This window comes from Pseudohalocynthiibacter sp. F2068, assembly GCF_023015645.1.
Lineage (GTDB): Bacteria > Pseudomonadota > Alphaproteobacteria > Rhodobacterales > Rhodobacteraceae > Pseudohalocynthiibacter > Pseudohalocynthiibacter aestuariivivens.
Window position 1 is genome coordinate 114296 of sequence record NZ_JALKAK010000003.1, and the last position, 16411, is coordinate 130706.

At 52.5% G+C, this 16411-nt stretch carries 16 protein-coding genes; 7 read left to right on the top strand and 9 right to left on the bottom strand.

All coding sequences use genetic code 11. The features are described from left to right. Window positions 1-79: 79 nt before the first annotated feature. From MWU63_RS04930 to MWU63_RS04940, 3 genes are all read right to left on the bottom strand, one after another. On the bottom strand, window positions 80-1051 hold the full coding sequence (locus tag MWU63_RS04930) for a DUF3179 domain-containing protein (RefSeq protein WP_213888263.1): 972 nt from the start codon (window positions 1049-1051) through the stop codon (window positions 80-82). Between the two features lie 81 nt (window positions 1052-1132). Continuing rightward, complete coding sequence (locus MWU63_RS04935; protein ID WP_213888456.1) at window positions 1133-1714, bottom strand: peptidylprolyl isomerase; 582 nt, start codon at window positions 1712-1714, stop codon at window positions 1133-1135. A gap of 31 nt (window positions 1715-1745) precedes the next feature. Then, complete coding sequence (locus tag MWU63_RS04940) at window positions 1746-2252, bottom strand: peptidylprolyl isomerase (protein WP_213888264.1); 507 nt, start codon at window positions 2250-2252, stop codon at window positions 1746-1748. Between the two features lie 138 nt (window positions 2253-2390). Between MWU63_RS04940 and MWU63_RS04945 the strand changes: the two genes are divergently transcribed. The 6 genes from MWU63_RS04945 to MWU63_RS04970 all read left to right on the top strand — a co-directional run bounded on the left by MWU63_RS04945 (window position 2391) and on the right by MWU63_RS04970 (window position 8854). Continuing rightward, window positions 2391-3581, top strand: coding sequence for a phosphoglycerate kinase (locus MWU63_RS04945; RefSeq protein ID WP_247077118.1), 1191 nt, complete (start codon window positions 2391-2393; stop codon window positions 3579-3581). A 103-nt stretch (window positions 3582-3684) separates the two neighbouring features. Continuing rightward, window positions 3685-4578 carry a fructose bisphosphate aldolase gene (locus MWU63_RS04950; protein WP_213888266.1) on the top strand — a complete coding sequence of 298 codons (894 nt, stop codon included), beginning with the start codon at window positions 3685-3687 and terminating at the stop codon, window positions 4576-4578. Between the two features lie 141 nt (window positions 4579-4719). After that, window positions 4720-5022, top strand: coding sequence for a septum formation initiator family protein (locus MWU63_RS04955; RefSeq protein WP_213888267.1), 303 nt, complete (start codon window positions 4720-4722; stop codon window positions 5020-5022). Between the two features lie 115 nt (window positions 5023-5137). Further along, complete coding sequence (gene pdhA, locus MWU63_RS04960) at window positions 5138-6133, top strand: pyruvate dehydrogenase (acetyl-transferring) E1 component subunit alpha (RefSeq protein ID WP_213888268.1); 996 nt, start codon at window positions 5138-5140, stop codon at window positions 6131-6133. A 13-nt stretch (window positions 6134-6146) separates the two neighbouring features. Next, window positions 6147-7523 carry a pyruvate dehydrogenase complex E1 component subunit beta gene (locus MWU63_RS04965; protein WP_213888269.1) on the top strand — a complete coding sequence of 459 codons (1377 nt, stop codon included), beginning with the start codon at window positions 6147-6149 and terminating at the stop codon, window positions 7521-7523. Window positions 7524-7534: 11 nt separating this feature from the next. Then, complete coding sequence (locus tag MWU63_RS04970) at window positions 7535-8854, top strand: pyruvate dehydrogenase complex dihydrolipoamide acetyltransferase (protein WP_213888270.1); 1320 nt, start codon at window positions 7535-7537, stop codon at window positions 8852-8854. Window positions 8855-8905: 51 nt separating this feature from the next. On the opposite strand, the gene cysE is transcribed toward MWU63_RS04970, so the two are convergent. Beyond that, window positions 8906-9718: a serine O-acetyltransferase gene (gene cysE / locus MWU63_RS04975; protein ID WP_213888271.1), complete on the bottom strand. Its 813-nt coding sequence runs from the start codon at window positions 9716-9718 to the stop codon at window positions 8906-8908. Window positions 9719-9802: 84 nt separating this feature from the next. Between cysE and MWU63_RS04980 the strand changes: the two genes are divergently transcribed. Continuing rightward, the gene (locus MWU63_RS04980) at window positions 9803-10141 is read left to right on the top strand and encodes a TraR/DksA C4-type zinc finger protein (RefSeq protein ID WP_213888272.1); all 339 of its coding nucleotides are present in this window, start codon (window positions 9803-9805) and stop codon (window positions 10139-10141) included. Here the strand turns inward: MWU63_RS04980 and MWU63_RS04985 are convergent. Genes MWU63_RS04985 through MWU63_RS05005 form a run of 5 tightly spaced genes read right to left on the bottom strand, consistent with a single transcriptional unit; the run spans window position 10122 to window position 16368 of the window. Next, on the bottom strand, window positions 10122-10433 hold the full coding sequence (locus MWU63_RS04985; RefSeq protein WP_213888273.1) for a hypothetical protein: 312 nt from the start codon (window positions 10431-10433) through the stop codon (window positions 10122-10124). The genes MWU63_RS04980 and MWU63_RS04985 overlap by 20 nt on opposite strands. Before the next feature lie 52 nt (window positions 10434-10485). Next, window positions 10486-14406 (bottom strand): glycoside hydrolase/phage tail family protein, encoded by a 3921-nt coding sequence (locus MWU63_RS04990; protein WP_247077120.1) that lies wholly within the window; start codon window positions 14404-14406, stop codon window positions 10486-10488. Then, on the bottom strand, window positions 14388-14852 hold the full coding sequence (locus MWU63_RS04995) for an NlpC/P60 family protein (protein WP_247077122.1): 465 nt from the start codon (window positions 14850-14852) through the stop codon (window positions 14388-14390). Before MWU63_RS04995 ends, MWU63_RS04990 begins: the two co-directional genes overlap by 19 nt. Further along, complete coding sequence (locus MWU63_RS05000) at window positions 14849-15736, bottom strand: DUF2163 domain-containing protein (protein ID WP_247077124.1); 888 nt, start codon at window positions 15734-15736, stop codon at window positions 14849-14851. The genes MWU63_RS04995 and MWU63_RS05000 overlap by 4 nt, the downstream gene beginning before the upstream one ends. Next, window positions 15736-16368 (bottom strand): DUF2460 domain-containing protein, encoded by a 633-nt coding sequence (locus MWU63_RS05005; RefSeq protein WP_247077126.1) that lies wholly within the window; start codon window positions 16366-16368, stop codon window positions 15736-15738. Before MWU63_RS05005 ends, MWU63_RS05000 begins: the two co-directional genes overlap by 1 nt. Between the last annotated feature and the right edge of the window lie 43 nt (window positions 16369-16411).

Here is a 16411-nt window from a genome sequence, read left to right on the forward strand (position 1 = left end):
AAGTCAAACTTTCGTGAGGCCAAAGTATGTAATCCGACCTATCGGCGAGCCGAAAAAAAGAGGACCACTGCTGAAAAGGTCAGTTAGGAAGCATCCAGTTTCCGTCTGGGAAGAAGGCGTGAAACGCAAAGGCGAACATCACATCATGTGGCACATCACGGCCCGACGCATCGCGAACACGGATTGTTCCGACGTCACGGCCAGCATTAATTTCGCGGCTATCAAGCGCCGAAGCCTGCCCTGAGGCCCAGCTGATCACCAACCCCGCTTCCCTGACTTCTGCTTCATCGCGCAATCTTTGAACAGTCCAGGCACGTTCGCCAACACGCACAACGCGCGCTAAAGGTGGCACATCATGAGGGGGCACTTCGCCTGAATAAAGAAACGGGCGGGAGGAGCTATCGTAACTGACATAGGGGTTCTGACCGTAGGGCCTGCGCCAGTCGGGTTCATCCATGACCAAACCATCCGGATGGCGTTCTTTGAACTCGGCCCAGCTTTCCATCCAGGACGGAAGCTGAGTCAGTGTGTCACCCGTGTGATGGCCAACAATTCCTGTTCCAACGGCCTGTTGCCACCAACTTTCAGTTTCGCGGTCAAACATGACCATGTCGGAATTTCGAAGCTTGCCCGAGACACCAAATGTGCGCAGCGCGCCATTCACCCGACGGTCAAAAACCATTCCGGAATTGCACAGCGGGCAAAATGTAACGGCAACAGGCACGTCGCCGATCACATCATTCACGATCTCATGCCAAGTCAGATACCGGATCGGATAAGCGCGCGCGGTTTGGCCGCTGATCTCAAAACTGATGACCGGTTCACGGTCCCCGATCCGGGTTTCGGATGAAGCCGCAATAAATTTCGGGTCAGAAAGCGCCGGAATACCGTCCTTGGATGGCCCGCCTGACATGATCTCGCGCCAGCTTTCGACCGTTGTTCGTTCAAAGTCGGTGTTCGGCCATTCATTTCGCCAGAATTCAGGGCTCGCATTTGCTATTGTTGCAAACACGCACAACACGATAGCGGCAAAAAGCTGGATCAAACGCATGAAGGTCTCCCCTTTTAGCTTTCAAGGGTGACAGAGAGGGGGCTATACGGCTAGCCCCGCTCACGCGAGTTTGATGTTTCGCTACTTAACAACTGTTACATGCGCCATCTGGTCCGGATCAAGAACAGCGCCGTTGTGTTGGGATGAACCCTTTTTAATCGCATCGACCACATCCATGCCTTCGATAACACGGCCAACAACTGTATATTGGCCGTTCAGATGTGTTGCCGGTTCAAACATGATGAAAAACTGGCTGTTCGCAGAATCCGGGCTGGCAGAACGTGCCATCCCGACAACGCCGCGCTGAAATGGCACGTCCGAGAATTCGGCAGGAATGTTTGGCCGGGAAGACCCTCCCATACCCGCACGAACAGTATCGCCACCTATTTTGCCAAATTCGACATCACCCGTCTGCGCCATGAAACCTTCAATAACCCTGTGGAAAATAACACCATCATATGCGCCTTCTTCCGCCAGAGCCGTGATCTGTTCAACGTGCAACGGGGCGACATTTGGTAATAGGTCAATGGTAATACTGCCATTGGTGGTTCCCGAAACTTCAATCACGAGATTTGGGCCTTCTGTATCCTCAAATGAAACAGATGCAGATTGCGCGTTGCTCTGCCCTAGAAAGAGGTAGGCGGCCAGACCGGCCGCCCCCATAATTGCAAGAGCGCCTGTGATCAGACTGCTGTCACGCATCGGCGGCAACCTTCACGCTGACCATGCGGTCGGGATTCATTGGCGGCTCACCTTTCTGAATCGCGTCAACATGTTCCATTCCGCTGAGAACACGACCGTAAACAGTGTACTGGCCATTCAGGAAATGGTTGTCGCTAAAGTTGATGAAGAATTGTGAATTTGCTGAATCCGGGCTGGCAGACCGTGCGGCACCCAGCGTGCCCCGGTCATGTGGCAATTTTGAAAATTCTGCGGGCAGGTTTGGAAGATCGGACCCCCCGGTTCCCGCGGAACGGATATTGAAATCTTTCTCCATATTTCCATTTTTCACATCACCCGTTTGCGCCATGAACCCATCGATCACCCGGTGAAAGGCAACATTGTCATAAGCGCCTGAGCGGGCCAGTTCTTTCATCCGCTCGGCGTGCTTTGGCGCAACATCTGACAGCAGTTCGATAGTTACGGTGCCATCTTTAAGTTCCATCAGGATCGTGTTTTCTGGGTCTTTAATCTCGGCCATTGGGCGCTCCTTGTTTCCTTGGTTGGCGCAGACCCTAAAGGGCAACACCCCCAAGGAAAAGCAGAAACCGCTGCTGCGCTGTTGACCTGCGCGGTCTGATCGGGTGTTAAGGAGCAAATTTCTGCCGAAGGACACGACATGACCTGGAAAACACTTGATGACATGGACCTGACGGGGAAAACCGTCCTGACACGCGTTGATATCAATGTCCCGATGGAAAACGGGGTCGTGACCGACAGCACAAGAATCGACCGGATCGTACCGACGGTTCAGGAGATTATTAAGCGTGGCGGCAAACCTGTTTTGCTTGCGCATTTCGGCCGTCCCAAGGGCGTAGTCGTGCCAGAGATGTCCTTAAAACATGTTGTCCCTGCATTGACACAAGCAATGGGTGTTCCCGTGAGTTTTGCAGAAGATTGCATCGGACTGCCAGCTAAAAAGGCTGTTGCGGCACTGCGTGCGGGTGAAGTTTTACTTCTTGAAAACACGCGGTTCCACGAAGCGGAAACGAAAAATGACCGCGCCTTTGCGGCATCACTGGCTGCACTGGGCGACATCTATTGCAACGATGCATTTTCGGCAGCGCACCGCGCACATGGCTCGACCGAAGGAATTGCACAATTGCTGCCCTCATGCGCAGGACGGCTGATGCAGGCAGAACTTGAGGCACTGGAAGCGGCTCTCAGCAAACCCTCCCGCCCCGTCGTTGCCGTTGTTGGTGGCGCTAAGGTTTCGTCAAAACTCGATCTTCTGGGCAATCTTGTAGAAAAAGTAGAATTCCTGATTATTGGCGGCGGTATGGCAAATACTTTTCTCGCCGCAAAAGGACTAAATGTTGGAACATCTCTTTGCGAGCGCGACCTTGCAGAGACAGCTCGGGAGATTATGACCAAGGCTAAAAACAGTGGTTGCGAGGTTGTCCTGCCGAAGGACATCGTAGTCGCGCAGGAATTTAAAGAGAATGCACCGCATGCGATTCTAGCCGTCGAAGACTGCCCAGACGTCGGGATGATCCTCGATGCCGGTCCGGAATCGACCAAGGCAATCATCAACGTATTCGAGCATTGCAGTACGCTGATCTGGAATGGCCCACTTGGTGCCTTTGAAATTGCGCCGTTCGACACAGCAACCAATGCGGCCGCTGCGAAAGCGGCCGAGCTTACCAGAGCCGGTTCTCTAATTTCAGTCGCAGGGGGTGGTGATACTGTTGCCGCGCTGAACAAATCTGACGCTGCAAAAGGCTTTTCCTACATCTCGACTGCGGGTGGCGCTTTTCTTGAATGGATGGAGGGAAAAACCCTTCCAGGTGTTGCGGCACTTGACGCCTGAAACGACTGTTAGCGCGAGCATAATTGAAACCCACGCTCCGCTCGCTTAGAAGCGGGGGACGGGGACGTTCCCCAACAGAGTATTTTTTTAGGCGAGGTTGCACATGCCAAATCAGGAACAACTGAATCAAATTCGCAAAGGCAAAGGCTTCGTCGCCGCGCTGGACCAGAGCGGTGGCTCTACTCCCAAGGCGCTGCGTCTTTATGGGATCAATGAAGATGCCTATTCCAGCGATGCCGAGATGTTTGACCTGATGCACGCGATGCGCAAGCGGATCGCTAAAGCCCCAGCCTTCACCGGAGACAAGATTGTCGGAGCGATCCTTTTTGAAATGACGATGGATCGCGAAATTGACGGCAAACCGACCGCCACATACATGTGGGAAGACCGCTACGTCGTACCCTTTCTGAAGGTCGACAAAGGGCTAAACGAAGAAGAAAACGGCGTTCAGTTGATGAAACCGATGCCCGAGCTTGATGCCTTGCTGAAACGTGCAGTGGATGCCGGAATCTTTGGCACAAAAATGCGTTCAGTCATCAATGCTGCTAACCGCGAGGGGATAAAAGCGATTGTCGCCCAGCAGTTCAATATCGGCAAACAAATCCTGAAGCATGGGCTGATCCCGATAATTGAACCCGAAGTTAACATCACAATCACGGACAAAGCCGAAGCCGAGGAGATGCTGCTTGCCGAACTCACGGCGCAATTGGACGCCCTGCCCGATGGCCAGGAAGTCATGCTTAAACTGACTCTTCCGGAAACCGCAAACCAGTATAAATCGCTTGTCGATCATCCACGCATTCTGCGGATTGTTGCGCTGTCTGGCGGGTATTCGCGTGACGAGGCAAACGACCGCCTTTCGCAAAATGCTGGTGTGATCGCCAGTTTCTCTCGCGCGTTGACCGAGGGTCTGTCAGCAAATCAGAGCGATGAAGACTTCAATGCAACCATCGCTGCAACGATAAATTCGATCTACGAGGCATCGATCGCAGGGTAACAAATCACGCACTCCTTACGAAAGGCGGTTCAATTGAGCCGCCTTTTTCAATGTCTGGGCTCGTTTGGGGATTCACAAAGCGAATCACTTGTGGCATTGTGCTCAAACCCACCCATAAAGAGGTGGGACGAGGCAGATAGAATGACCGCAGTCCTGAAACGCCCAACGCTTGGTGCCATTGCTTACTTTGCAGTGTGCTTTTTGCTTGGCGCTTATTTCACTTTCGCTGCTGTGCAGGGTGACTACGGGCTTTTTCAACGCGTCAGAATTGAAGCTGAAACCAAAGTGCTGCGTCAGGAACTTGCCGCGTATACAGACAGCGTAACGCGCATGGAAAACAAAACGCGCCGTCTTTCAGATAGCTATCTTGACCTCGACCTTCTTGATCAGCAGGTGCGCGAAGTTCTAGGTATGGTGCGCACTGACGAAATCGTCATACAGTAGCACCCAAAGCTCTCAGAAATCCGATGCGACATTTTCTTGCTCGCCCAGAGTGGCGGAATGCGTTATAGAATAGTTTAATGCTAAACTATTTAAGTCAATGCCGGGAGATTCACCTATGGCTGTAAGAAAAACATCAAAGAAACCAAATGTTTCGAAGGATGAACTGCTCGCCTTTTACCGCGAAATGCTTTTGATAAGACGATTCGAAGAAAAGGCGGGCCAGCTTTACGGCATGGGGCTTATCGGTGGTTTTTGCCATCTGTACATCGGGCAAGAGGCAATTGTTGTTGGGCTGGAAGCGGCTGCAGATGAGGGTGACAAGCGCATCACTTCCTATCGCGATCATGGCCATATGCTCGCGTGTGGGATGGATCCGAAAGGCGTAATGGCAGAGCTGACAGGCCGTTCAGGCGGCTACAGCGGCGGCAAAGGCGGCTCGATGCACATGTTCTCGAAAGAGAAACACTTTTATGGTGGTCACGGCATCGTTGGCGCTCAGGTTCCGCTTGGTGCGGGTCTTGCCTTCGCAGACAAATACCTCGGCAACGATCGTGTTTCATTTGCCTATTTCGGTGATGGCGCGGCCAATCAGGGCCAGATCTACGAAACGTTCAATATGGCGTCCCTCTGGAAGCTCCCCGTAATCTTTGTAATCGAGAACAACCAATATGCGATGGGCACATCATTGCAGCGCGCATCGTCGTCTCCTGAACTTTGGACGCGCGGCGCTGCTTTCGGCATTCCAGGAGAATCTGTCGACGGAATGGATGTTCTGGCGGTGAAAGAGGCTGGCGAAAAAGCGATCGCTCACTGCCGGGCTGGCAAGGGGCCTTACATTCTGGAGATGAAAACCTACCGCTACCGCGGCCACTCTATGTCTGATCCCGCGAAATACAGAACGCGCGACGAAGTTCAGAAGGTGCGCGACGAACGGGACGCGATTGAGCATGTAAGAGAGCTTTTGCTGCAAGGCAAACATGCAACTGAAGAGGACCTGAAAGCAATTGATAAGGACATCAAAGTTATCGTGAATGAAGCCGCTGAATTTGCCAAGGAAAGCCCCGAGCCCGCGCTCGAGGAACTTTGGACTGACATCTACGCTGAAGCCTGAGGAGACACGTATTATGGCAACAGAAATTCTTATGCCCGCACTGTCCCCCACCATGGAGGAGGGCACCTTGGCTAAATGGTTGGTCAAGGAAGGCGATGAAATCACCTCCGGCATGATCATGGCCGAAATTGAAACCGACAAAGCGACGATGGAGTTTGAAGCCGTTGACGAAGGTACAATGGGCAAAATCCTGATCGCCGAAGGAACGGATGGCGTAAAGGTAAACACCCCAATCGCCGTGCTTCTGGAAGAAGGTGAAGATGCAAGCGCCGTTCCTGATAGCGCCCCTGCGTCTACCCCGGCGCCGGCAGAGGCGGTAGCCTCGGCCCCTGCGCCTGCGCAGGCCAAAGCCCCGGTCCCAATTGTCGACGCTCCGCCTGCTGAAGACGAAATTCCCGCAGGCACTGAAATGAAATCAACCACAGTCCGCGAAGCGCTTCGCGACGCCATGGCCGAAGAAATGCGCCGAGATGATACCGTCTATCTCATGGGTGAAGAAGTAGCTGAATATCAAGGCGCCTATAAGGTCAGTCAAGGTATGCTCGAAGAATTCGGTACCCGACGCGTTATTGACACTCCGATTACCGAGCATGGATTTGCTGGTATCGCGACAGGTTCTTCTTTTGCGGGGCTCAGACCGATTGTCGAATTCATGACCTTCAACTTTGCTATGCAAGCCATTGATCACATCATCAATTCGGCAGCGAAAACACTCTATATGTCCGGGGGGCAAATGGGCGCGCCAATCGTGTTTCGGGGTACGAATGGTGCCGCAGCTCGCGTTGGCGCGCAGCACAGCCATGACTATGCATCTTGGTATGCACAAGTTCCTGGTCTTAAAGTCGTGATGCCCTATTCGGCAGCCGACGCAAAGGGACTTTTAAAATCTGCGATCCGCGACCCTAACCCGGTCGTTTTCCTGGAAAATGAAATTCTTTACGGGCGAAGCTTTGATGTCCCCGTTATGGAAGATTTCACAATTCCTTTCGGCAAAGCAAAGATCTGGCGCGAAGGTAGCGATGTCACAATCGTAAGCTTTGGCATTGGAATGCAATATGCGTTGGAGGCCGCTGACAAGCTTGCAGAAGACGGGATCAGCGCAGAAGTTGTCGACCTGCGCACCCTTCGTCCAATGGACACCGACACTGTTGTTCGGTCCGTGATGAAAACAAACCGCTGTGTCACGGTTGAAGAGGGCTTTCCTGTCTGCTCCATCGGTGGGCATATTTCCTCAGTACTTATGCAGCAGGCCTTTGACTATCTTGATGCGCCTGTCATCAACTGCACAGGCAAAGATGTCCCGATGCCCTACGCGGCCAACCTTGAAAAACACGCACTTTTGACAACCGCCGACGTTATCGGCGCAGTCAAATCTGTAACCTACCGCTGAGGAGAAACGTGATGCCAACAGAAATTCTGATGCCCGCGCTTTCCCCAACAATGGAAGAAGGCACATTGGCGAAATGGCTGGTAAAGGAAGGAGACGAAGTCTCTTCCGGTGACCTGCTTGCTGAAATTGAAACTGACAAAGCGACGATGGAATTCGAAGCCGTAGATGAAGGAATCATCGGAAAAATTCTGGTTGCAGAAGGCTCTGCAAATGTAGCGGTCAATACACCAATCGCTGTTTTGCTGGAGGACGGTGAATCTGCAGATGGCATTGGTGCAACAGCCGCACCTGCTGCTTCAGCTCCATCTCAGGAACCTGCAGCCACAACAGCAGAACCAGCGAGTTCTGCTCCGTCTGCGCCTGCTCCGGCAGCGCCGCTTGCCGCTACGGGTGAACGCATTTTTGCTTCTCCGCTTGCGCGTCGTATCGCTGCAGGCAAAGGTTTGGATTTAAGTCAGATCTCTGGTTCAGGGCCGCATGGCCGCATCGTAAAATCTGATGTGGAATCCGCCGAAGCGTCTCCGAAAACAACCACCGCTTCTGCGGCTTCTTCAACCGCTCCTGCAGCAGCCGCTGCCGCTCGTTCTTACGCACCTACAGGCATGGCAACGGAAACGGTTCTGAAAATGTACGCAGACCGCGAATACGAAGAGCTGCCTCTCGACGGAATGCGCAAAACAATCGCCGCGCGACTTTCAGAGGCAAAGCAAACAATACCGCATTTCTATCTTCGCAGAGACATCAAACTCGATGCCCTGCTAAAATTCCGCGCAGACCTGAACGCGCAGTTGGCGGATCGGAATATAAAACTTTCCGTGAACGATTTCATAATCAAGGCCTGCGCCTTGGCCCTACAGCAAGTGCCTGCTGCCAACGCAGTGTGGGCGGGCGACAGAGTTCTGCAACTTAAACCTTCCGACGTTGCAGTTGCGGTCGCTATCGAAGGTGGGCTGTTCACCCCTGTCCTAAGGGACGCTGAAATGAAATCTCTTTCAGCACTTTCGGCACAAATGAAAGATCTTGCAGTCAGAGCCCGTGAACGCAAGCTTGCGCCACATGAGTATCAGGGTGGCAGTTTTGCTATTTCCAATCTGGGGATGTTTGGCATCGACAATTTCGATGCGGTGATTAATCCCCCCCACGGGGCAATCCTAGCGGTCGGTGCCGGGGTCAAAAAGCCAGTGGTTGGAAAAGACGGCGAACTGGCGGTCGCGACAGTGATGTCTGTAACACTTTCGGTCGATCATAGGGTGATTGATGGCGCTCTTGGCGCAAAATTACTGAATGCAATTCTCGAAAACCTCGAGAACCCGATTGCAATGCTCGCCTAGAAAAAATCAAATAGAGAAAGAGTAAGGCGCGATGCTAATCGCGCCTTTTTCTTATCCAGCGCTTTCGTTCAGCAACTGATCCATTGTCACGGCTGGTTGTGCACAACCCGCTTCGCCAACGATTTTCGCAGGAACACCGGCAACGGTTTTGCATGGCGGAACTTCCTGCAGAACAACAGAACCCGCCGCGATCCGCGAACAGCGACCGACCTTGATGTTACCCAGCACTTTCGCCCCGGCACCAATCAACACACCGTTGGCTATCTTGGGGTGCCGATCTTCATCTTCTTTCCCGGTCCCGCCAAGCGTGACGGAGTGGAGCATCGAAACATTGTCACCAACAACTGCTGTTTCACCGATTACAATCGAATGCGCGTGGTCAATCATAATGCCGCGCCCAATCTTCGCACCGGGATGTATATCAACGCCAAACGCTTCTGAAATCCGCATCTGAATGAAATAGGCCATATCCCGACGCCCCTGCTGCCACAGCCAGTGACCAACGCGATACGCCTGAACAGCCTGAAATCCCTTGAAGAACATCATGGGTTGCAACAGACGATGACATGCTGGGTCACGGTCAAGAACTGCCATTAGGTCTGCGCGCGCAGCTTGCGACAGTTCTGGGTCATCACCAAAGGCTTCGTCCGCAATTTCACGTAATATCTGCTCAGACATTTCGTTTGAGGTAAGCTTTTGGGACATCCTGTAAGAAAGCGCTCTTTCGATCGTCGCATGATGCAAGATACCTGCATGTATCACGCCACCAAGCAAAGGTTCGTCCCGAATGGCCTCTTCAGCCTCGCGACAAATCCGTTCCCAGACAGGGTCTACTTGCGCCAGTTTTTTTCGTGTTTCAGCCATCAGACTTTCCTCTTTTGCGTAGCCGTCATACACAGATAGGTTAAAATACCCAAGCGCAAAGACCTAATATCAGGAATTCACAAAATGAATGAGTCCTTGCAAGAACAGTTCCGGGCGATGTTAACACATTCTCTTGCAGAATTAGAGCAAGAAGACGAACTGGGAAAATCCGGGCAGAAAACGGTCGAATTAGACCAGCAGTCTGTTGGCCGGCTAAGCCGGATGGATGCTTTGCAACAGCAGGCAATGTCCAAAGCCACGCAAGTACGCCGCAGTCAAATGAAATCAAGGATTCTGACAGCCTTGGCCCGAATGGATGCCGATGAATACGGCTTTTGCTTATCCTGCGGCGAGGAAATAGCCCAAAAGCGGCTCGAACTTGATCCAACACATGCGACATGTATCAGTTGTGCCTCTCGTTAAAGGCTGCTTTTTCCTGCCGCCAATTCACAAGCGAAGTAAAAACCAAGGCCATGCAACTACAATAGTCGATGTCATCCAAAAACGGCTCGATTGCTTTGGGGTATCGTTCAACCGCGCCGCTTAAGCTTCCATTGCCCCAGCGCTGGTGCAGCTTGCCGGTTCTTATACGATATGCATCAGCGGCAGAAGCTTGCGTCAATGCCTGATGGACAGCAGTCGGCCGATCTTTATCTTTCAGTTTCAGCAATGTACGGGCAATAGCCGTTACATCGCCAAATAAAACAGGTCGCATTCTTCGGTTCCCAAAAATTGCACACAAAGACTTTAAAACAAATCCTCCAAGATCAAGCTTGAAGTGAGATGACAGCAAAAGGCCCGGGCCCAAATCGGTCCGACAATTGAGCTACGTGAATTTCAAATGCGCCGCTTATCCCGTCTGATAGCCGGAGAGACTGAGCGTAATTCCAGTTAGGAAAAACAACCTGAGTCTCACGCACGACGTTTCCACCTGCTCGAACCCGAATAAGATAGCTTTCAGCCCCCTCTCCAACCGGGACATCAAGCGAAGACCAATTATCCCCATCAAACCGGGTGCGTCGAACCCATTGAACCTGCAGCGCGCCAGAAGGGTCATACTCCGCACGAAGATGCACCGGGCTATAGGGACGAAGCCCTACCCCCCTAAAAGCATGAACCAGATGAACATAGGACGGATCATCATAGCCTCGGCTAGCGGGGCCAATACGATAGTGCCGCGCAAGGTCCCGCGTGGAAGAAGCAAGCTCAACTTGCTTTGGAACACCGTCAAGCAAGACAAATATGCTGCCGACAGGCCATGCGGTCGGAAGCAGGGCATCCGTCCCGAATTGCCCGCGCAAACGACCCGAAAGATCATAGGTATCTGCTTCAATAAGTTCAGCTTTTTCAAACTGGAACATTTCCCAGTTGTCAGAAGACCCGTCACCAATTGCCGCGAAATTTGCCCCGTTCAGAATATCGAGCCAGTTGGCCGAGGACAGAGCCCCACTACTTAGCCTGACTCGCAACGGGCCACCCTGATCTTTCAAACCTGACCTTGCCCAATCCAGCGATGTCAGAGTTTCACCAATCGTTGCAGAACCAAGGATCAGGCTGTTCAGGGTGTAACCGCTATCGCTCGTTGAACTGTAAACTCCGACCGAACCGGGCCACGGCGTGGCGGTTACAGCAAGATAGGGCGCATGTGGCGTTTCGCTATCTGCCGCCAATGGTAAATCCATAAACACAGGATACGCAGGAACAGCTGGTGTAAACGGCCGCACAACAGGGCTTTCGTCTATTGAATCACCTGACTGATAAACTCCTGGGTCGACCCGTACGGCTTCAACAATCTGGACCCCCGATTGTTCAATGTGATCTATCCGAAATTTGGCACCATCTGCCTCCCCCGGGAGCTGCACAACATCGCCTGCCCCGATTGAAAGCGCAGAAGGTGGGAGCGCAAAGCGAATCCCATCTCTCGCGACCCGGGACTCCGCAAGCCAACGTTGCGCAATTGCGCGTCCCTCAGCTTGCGTCAGAGCAATCGGTAACTCCGATTGAGAAACGCCATATGTGGTTTCGTCGGGAAATATAGCCTCGGTTGCACGAACAGCGTAATCGCCATCTGCCTCCACAAAGTTAAGTCGTACACGTCCGGCAACTTCGGCTGATGGCGCGCGCGACACTTGAACTCGCTGGTTTTGTTCGTCTGTCACCGCCAGCAAGTCTGGATCAAGCAGTGTTTCTGCATGACCGTCACGTGATCTAAAAAACAAAGTCCCCTCGCGCTCTACCGCGTCAAACCCATAGGCCAACATCAAGGGTTGCAAGGCAGAGCGCGCGTTCCCCGCGCCATCTGCCTCATATCCACGCACGTAACCAAATAGTTCTGAAACATCAAAAGTCTTAACTCCCGAGCGAATGCAGATTTCGGAAACGACCGACGCTAGTGAACGCGCAGCGGTACGCCCGTTTATCCAGTGACCGCGGGCATAGTTTTCGCCGTCGCCCCATAAATCCAGATTGTTCGGAAAGTAAGGATATGGCCGCGCATCCCACGCCCAGACATGCGCGCGCGAAAGGTCCAACATCTGCACACCAAACTCATCAGATACCGGGTTATTTTCTGATTTCCTCCAAAACCGATACATCGCACTCAGGTATTGCATCTGGATAAGCTCGTCTCGCCTTCCATCTGAGAAATACGGCAAGCCTGATTCAGACGATTTCGGATCGACAAATTTGTTGGGCTGGTTGGACCCTTTATCAACTGCAGCACATCCAAACTCAGTAAACCAGATGGGCTTTGACCCGGGTGTCCAGTTCGTCGGGGTTGCAGCACGAACACCACCAAAGCGTTCATAATGTTCGTTAGACCACCAACTTTTCAGATCTTTGTAGCGAAAGACCCAAGGCTCGCCGTAGGCACCGTCTGTGATCTCTGTTCGGATCTGTGCATCGCGCGCTTCTGGTGAATGGTAAAACCAATCAAACCCCTCACCCCCGGCAACATTCTCCTCAAGATACTCCAGATTGTAGACAGCACCCCATTTCGCATCCAGGTGCTCTGAACCGTCACGCCAGTCGGACAAGGGCATGTAGTTGTCTATCCCGATAAAATCTATGTTGGGGTCCGCCCAAAGTGGGTCGAGATGGAAAAATACATCACCCGAACCATCCTGTGGATGATAGCCAAAATATTCAGACCAATCTGCGGCATAACCGATCTTCGTTTCCGGCCCCAGAATTGAACGCACATCTGATACAAGTTGCCGAAGGGCCTGAACCACAGGAAAGCTGTTAGAGACCCCTCGAATCTGTGTAAGACCGCGCAACTCCGAGCCGATGCAAAAGGCATCGACACCGCCTGACACCGCGCAGAGATGCGCATAGTGAAGGACAAACCGACGATAGCTCCATTCTTTGAGACCAGTATAATGTACAACTGATTCATTCACGACAAAGTCCTGGGGAGTTACGGTTCCGAAAAAGGCGGAAACCTCATCTTCAGCGGCTGTCGTTCCATCCGGAGACCCCACCCGTCCCGGCGCAACAGACAGCGTCAACCTTCCACGCCAGGGCAAAACAGGTTGATCAGCATCGCCACTCCAAGGATCTGACAATCCGTTTTCTTCCAACTGCTCCATAAGAGTAAACGGATAAAAAACAACCTTTTGATCGATAGAGTTAAGGTGTTTAATGGCTTCAACATCCGATTTGTCTGTCGGGGTGCCACCATAAACAGGCCTTTCATTGCGTGTTGGAAGGGCCTTCGCTGTCGCGCGCATTACCGAAGACACCCGCCAAGGCATTCCCGTACTATCTTGTACTTTTTGCTCTACTTTGGGCTGTATACTGCAGGTGCCGCAGCGCAAATCGTCACCAAACCAGGACACAACCAAAGAAACTGAAACGCAATTCGGCAATTCCTCTTCCAGCGCCTCTACCGATGATAGAAAATCTGTTTTTCCCGTTGGTGAATTCACGTTAACGGACCGATTTTTACCCATCCCTAGCGTAAAATGTACGGGTGTTGTCGCTAACGCGTATTCACCTGTTCCCGGCACCATTGCCACACCGCGCACGCTGTTTCGCATCTCTAGATCAGTGTCCTCGGTCCAGTCCTGCGAGGGGCGTAACACCTCGAAGGTAAACATCGGCAGCCGGTTGCCAAACTGCTCCAAGGCTAGGTCTTCCATCACGACATAGGCGATTCCACGGTACGCCGGTGCGTTACCAGCGCCTTCGACGGCTTCAATCTTTGGGTCGGGCATCTGGTCTTCGCTGCCCGAGTAAACACGTAAGTTAAGGTCATCACGTAGAAGTTCGATACCATCTGCCCATATCCGGCCCACTCGTGAAATTTCCCCCTCGCATAACGCAATCGCAAGGCTCACGGAGTAAGAAAACGTCGTCGTCTTTGGTTTCGGGGGGCCGCCCTTACCTCCACCCGCTGTCGTGGATGACTCAAGAAATCGGGTTGCCCAAATCACTTGGCCAGCAACACGCATTCGGCCATTTAATTGCGCAACCGGTACCCCTTCACTGGCGCCTGTAAGCCGGAACCGCTCGATCCTGCCCGTTTCAACCGCCGCTGAACCGGCACCAAGAAGCGTCTGATCCAGCGCACGCCCTAAACTTGCACCAACCGCCCTGCCGATCACTGCTGTCGACATTCCTAGTACTTCGCCGCCAATTCCAGATCCGATTGCAGCGCCAACTGATCCTAAAACGATGGTTGCCATTTATTACCCTCCCTGGGAAATTCGAAACGTGCTGCAATTCGGCGAAGCCACGGCTTGCTCAACGGGCTCTCGACAACACCGTGCCCGGTGTAGGCATGAATAAAACTTGGCGCGTCACCGACACGCCCCTGTAGTCCCAAGTGCTTTGCCACAGATTGATTTCGCATTCGAAACAGCAGGACATCGCCCGGCGTGGCCATATTTCTTGGTTTTTCGTGCAAATGCCGTCTTGCTGCCTGCCAGAGCTGTTCTTCGCCTTGAGGTTCAGACCAGTCAGGCGTGTAGAAGGGAACACTTTCCGGTTCTTCGCCATAAAGGCTGCGCCAGATTCCGCGTAAAAGTCCAAGACAATCTGTTCCTGCATTTTTGGTTGCCATCTGGTGCAAATAGGGCGTTCCGATCCAATCGCGCGCCTGTGCAACAATGTAATTTTCAAACGTGCTCATCGGGTCAGACTTTCACCTGTGTTCAAACCGGCTCGTTGTGGGTAGCTGGCCAGCCAATCGTCACCTGGAATGTCAGGAAAACCGCGAAAATTCAGAAAGTTATTGAATTTTAACCTGCAAGTTTTAGCACGCTTGTCACATCCAGCCTCAAGACGGATCAGATCACCTTCAGCAATCGGTGCACGAAGCGCATCCCACAGCTCAACGCTTCGACTTTCTCCGGTAAGACGGTCATTTTTGATCAGCCCGACGAGCCCCGTTGCGTCGCCTGACAATACGCTTAGGCGCCCTCTTTCAAACCACTGGTGTTCAAATCCATTCATCTTGGCAAATGTAAAAATCCGCTGATCTTCAACAGTTTCCACCTGTAATTCAGCCTGATATCCCGGGACATCGAAACTGAATTTACAACGTGAATCCCCAAGCACCGCAGAACAAGGTTTTTGATAGATCCGCCCTTGAGGCTGGTTCAGCGCTTCGGTGAGACCACGCAATTCCGCGTTAAAACTGCCGGAACTGTACGAAATCTCGCCAATAGAGCCATTGAACAGCATCAACCTTTGCGACGTGTCAGTCCAATTTACCAACCAAGACCGTACATTCGCACCATTAAAACGGCCTGCCTGAATATCTGCCTCAGTAACTGCAGTGTCACTCAATACGCCCAATGCCTCACTGTTATCTACAGCCAGCCCTGTCGTTTGCTGCAACGCCATAGATGTCAGGCCAGAATTTGCTTTGAAGACAACCCCGTCAAACCAAAGGTCCAGATCGTGATCTGTAAAACCAAATTCGCGTCCATCGTTGCGCAGCACAGCCCAACAGCGACAGAGGTTCGTATGACCGGTGTCTAGATGCGCCTGAAGCTCTTTTGAAACTGCCATCAGACCCGAACCTCTATCACCGGAACATTCGGCACGTCGCCCGCCTGAAAGCTGGCTACCGACGTCTGGATGCGATCCGTGTCGAACCGCACGGGTACATCAAATTCGTACCCAGCCGTAATCTGCACGCCAATATCAGGAGGGTGATTGAAATGAATAATGCCCGTGGTGCTATCGATCGAATAATCAATCGCCTCTTGCAGCGGGTCACCCTGCACGCCGACTTTCACTGTTCCCAAAACCGGCTTTTTTATCGGGCGGGCATAAGCCGCCTCGCCCGACTGGTAAGTTTTCGTGATCTGAAAAGATGAAGTCAGCCCGTCACCCGTGCCAACAATCTGATCTTCAAAGGTTATTTCTTTAGAGGATGGGCAGGACTTGAAATCTGACCAGTCTTTCCAACGAAACCCATAGAGCTGCCCACGTCTTGCCTCAAAGAACGCGATCAGTGTTTCAACGTCGTCCAGAGACCGCATTCCCAAGCCCGCGTCATAGCGACGCCGCGAATGCGCCCACGGTGTATTGCGTTCTTCAAACCCATTCGCCAGCGTTACAATTTCGGTACGCCGTTCCGGCCCGCCGACAGAGCCAAAGCTCAAGCTGGCGGGAAATCTCACATCGTGAAATCCCATCGTATTTCCTTTTGAGGTTGTTCAGGCTCAGGTGGCTAGTTTC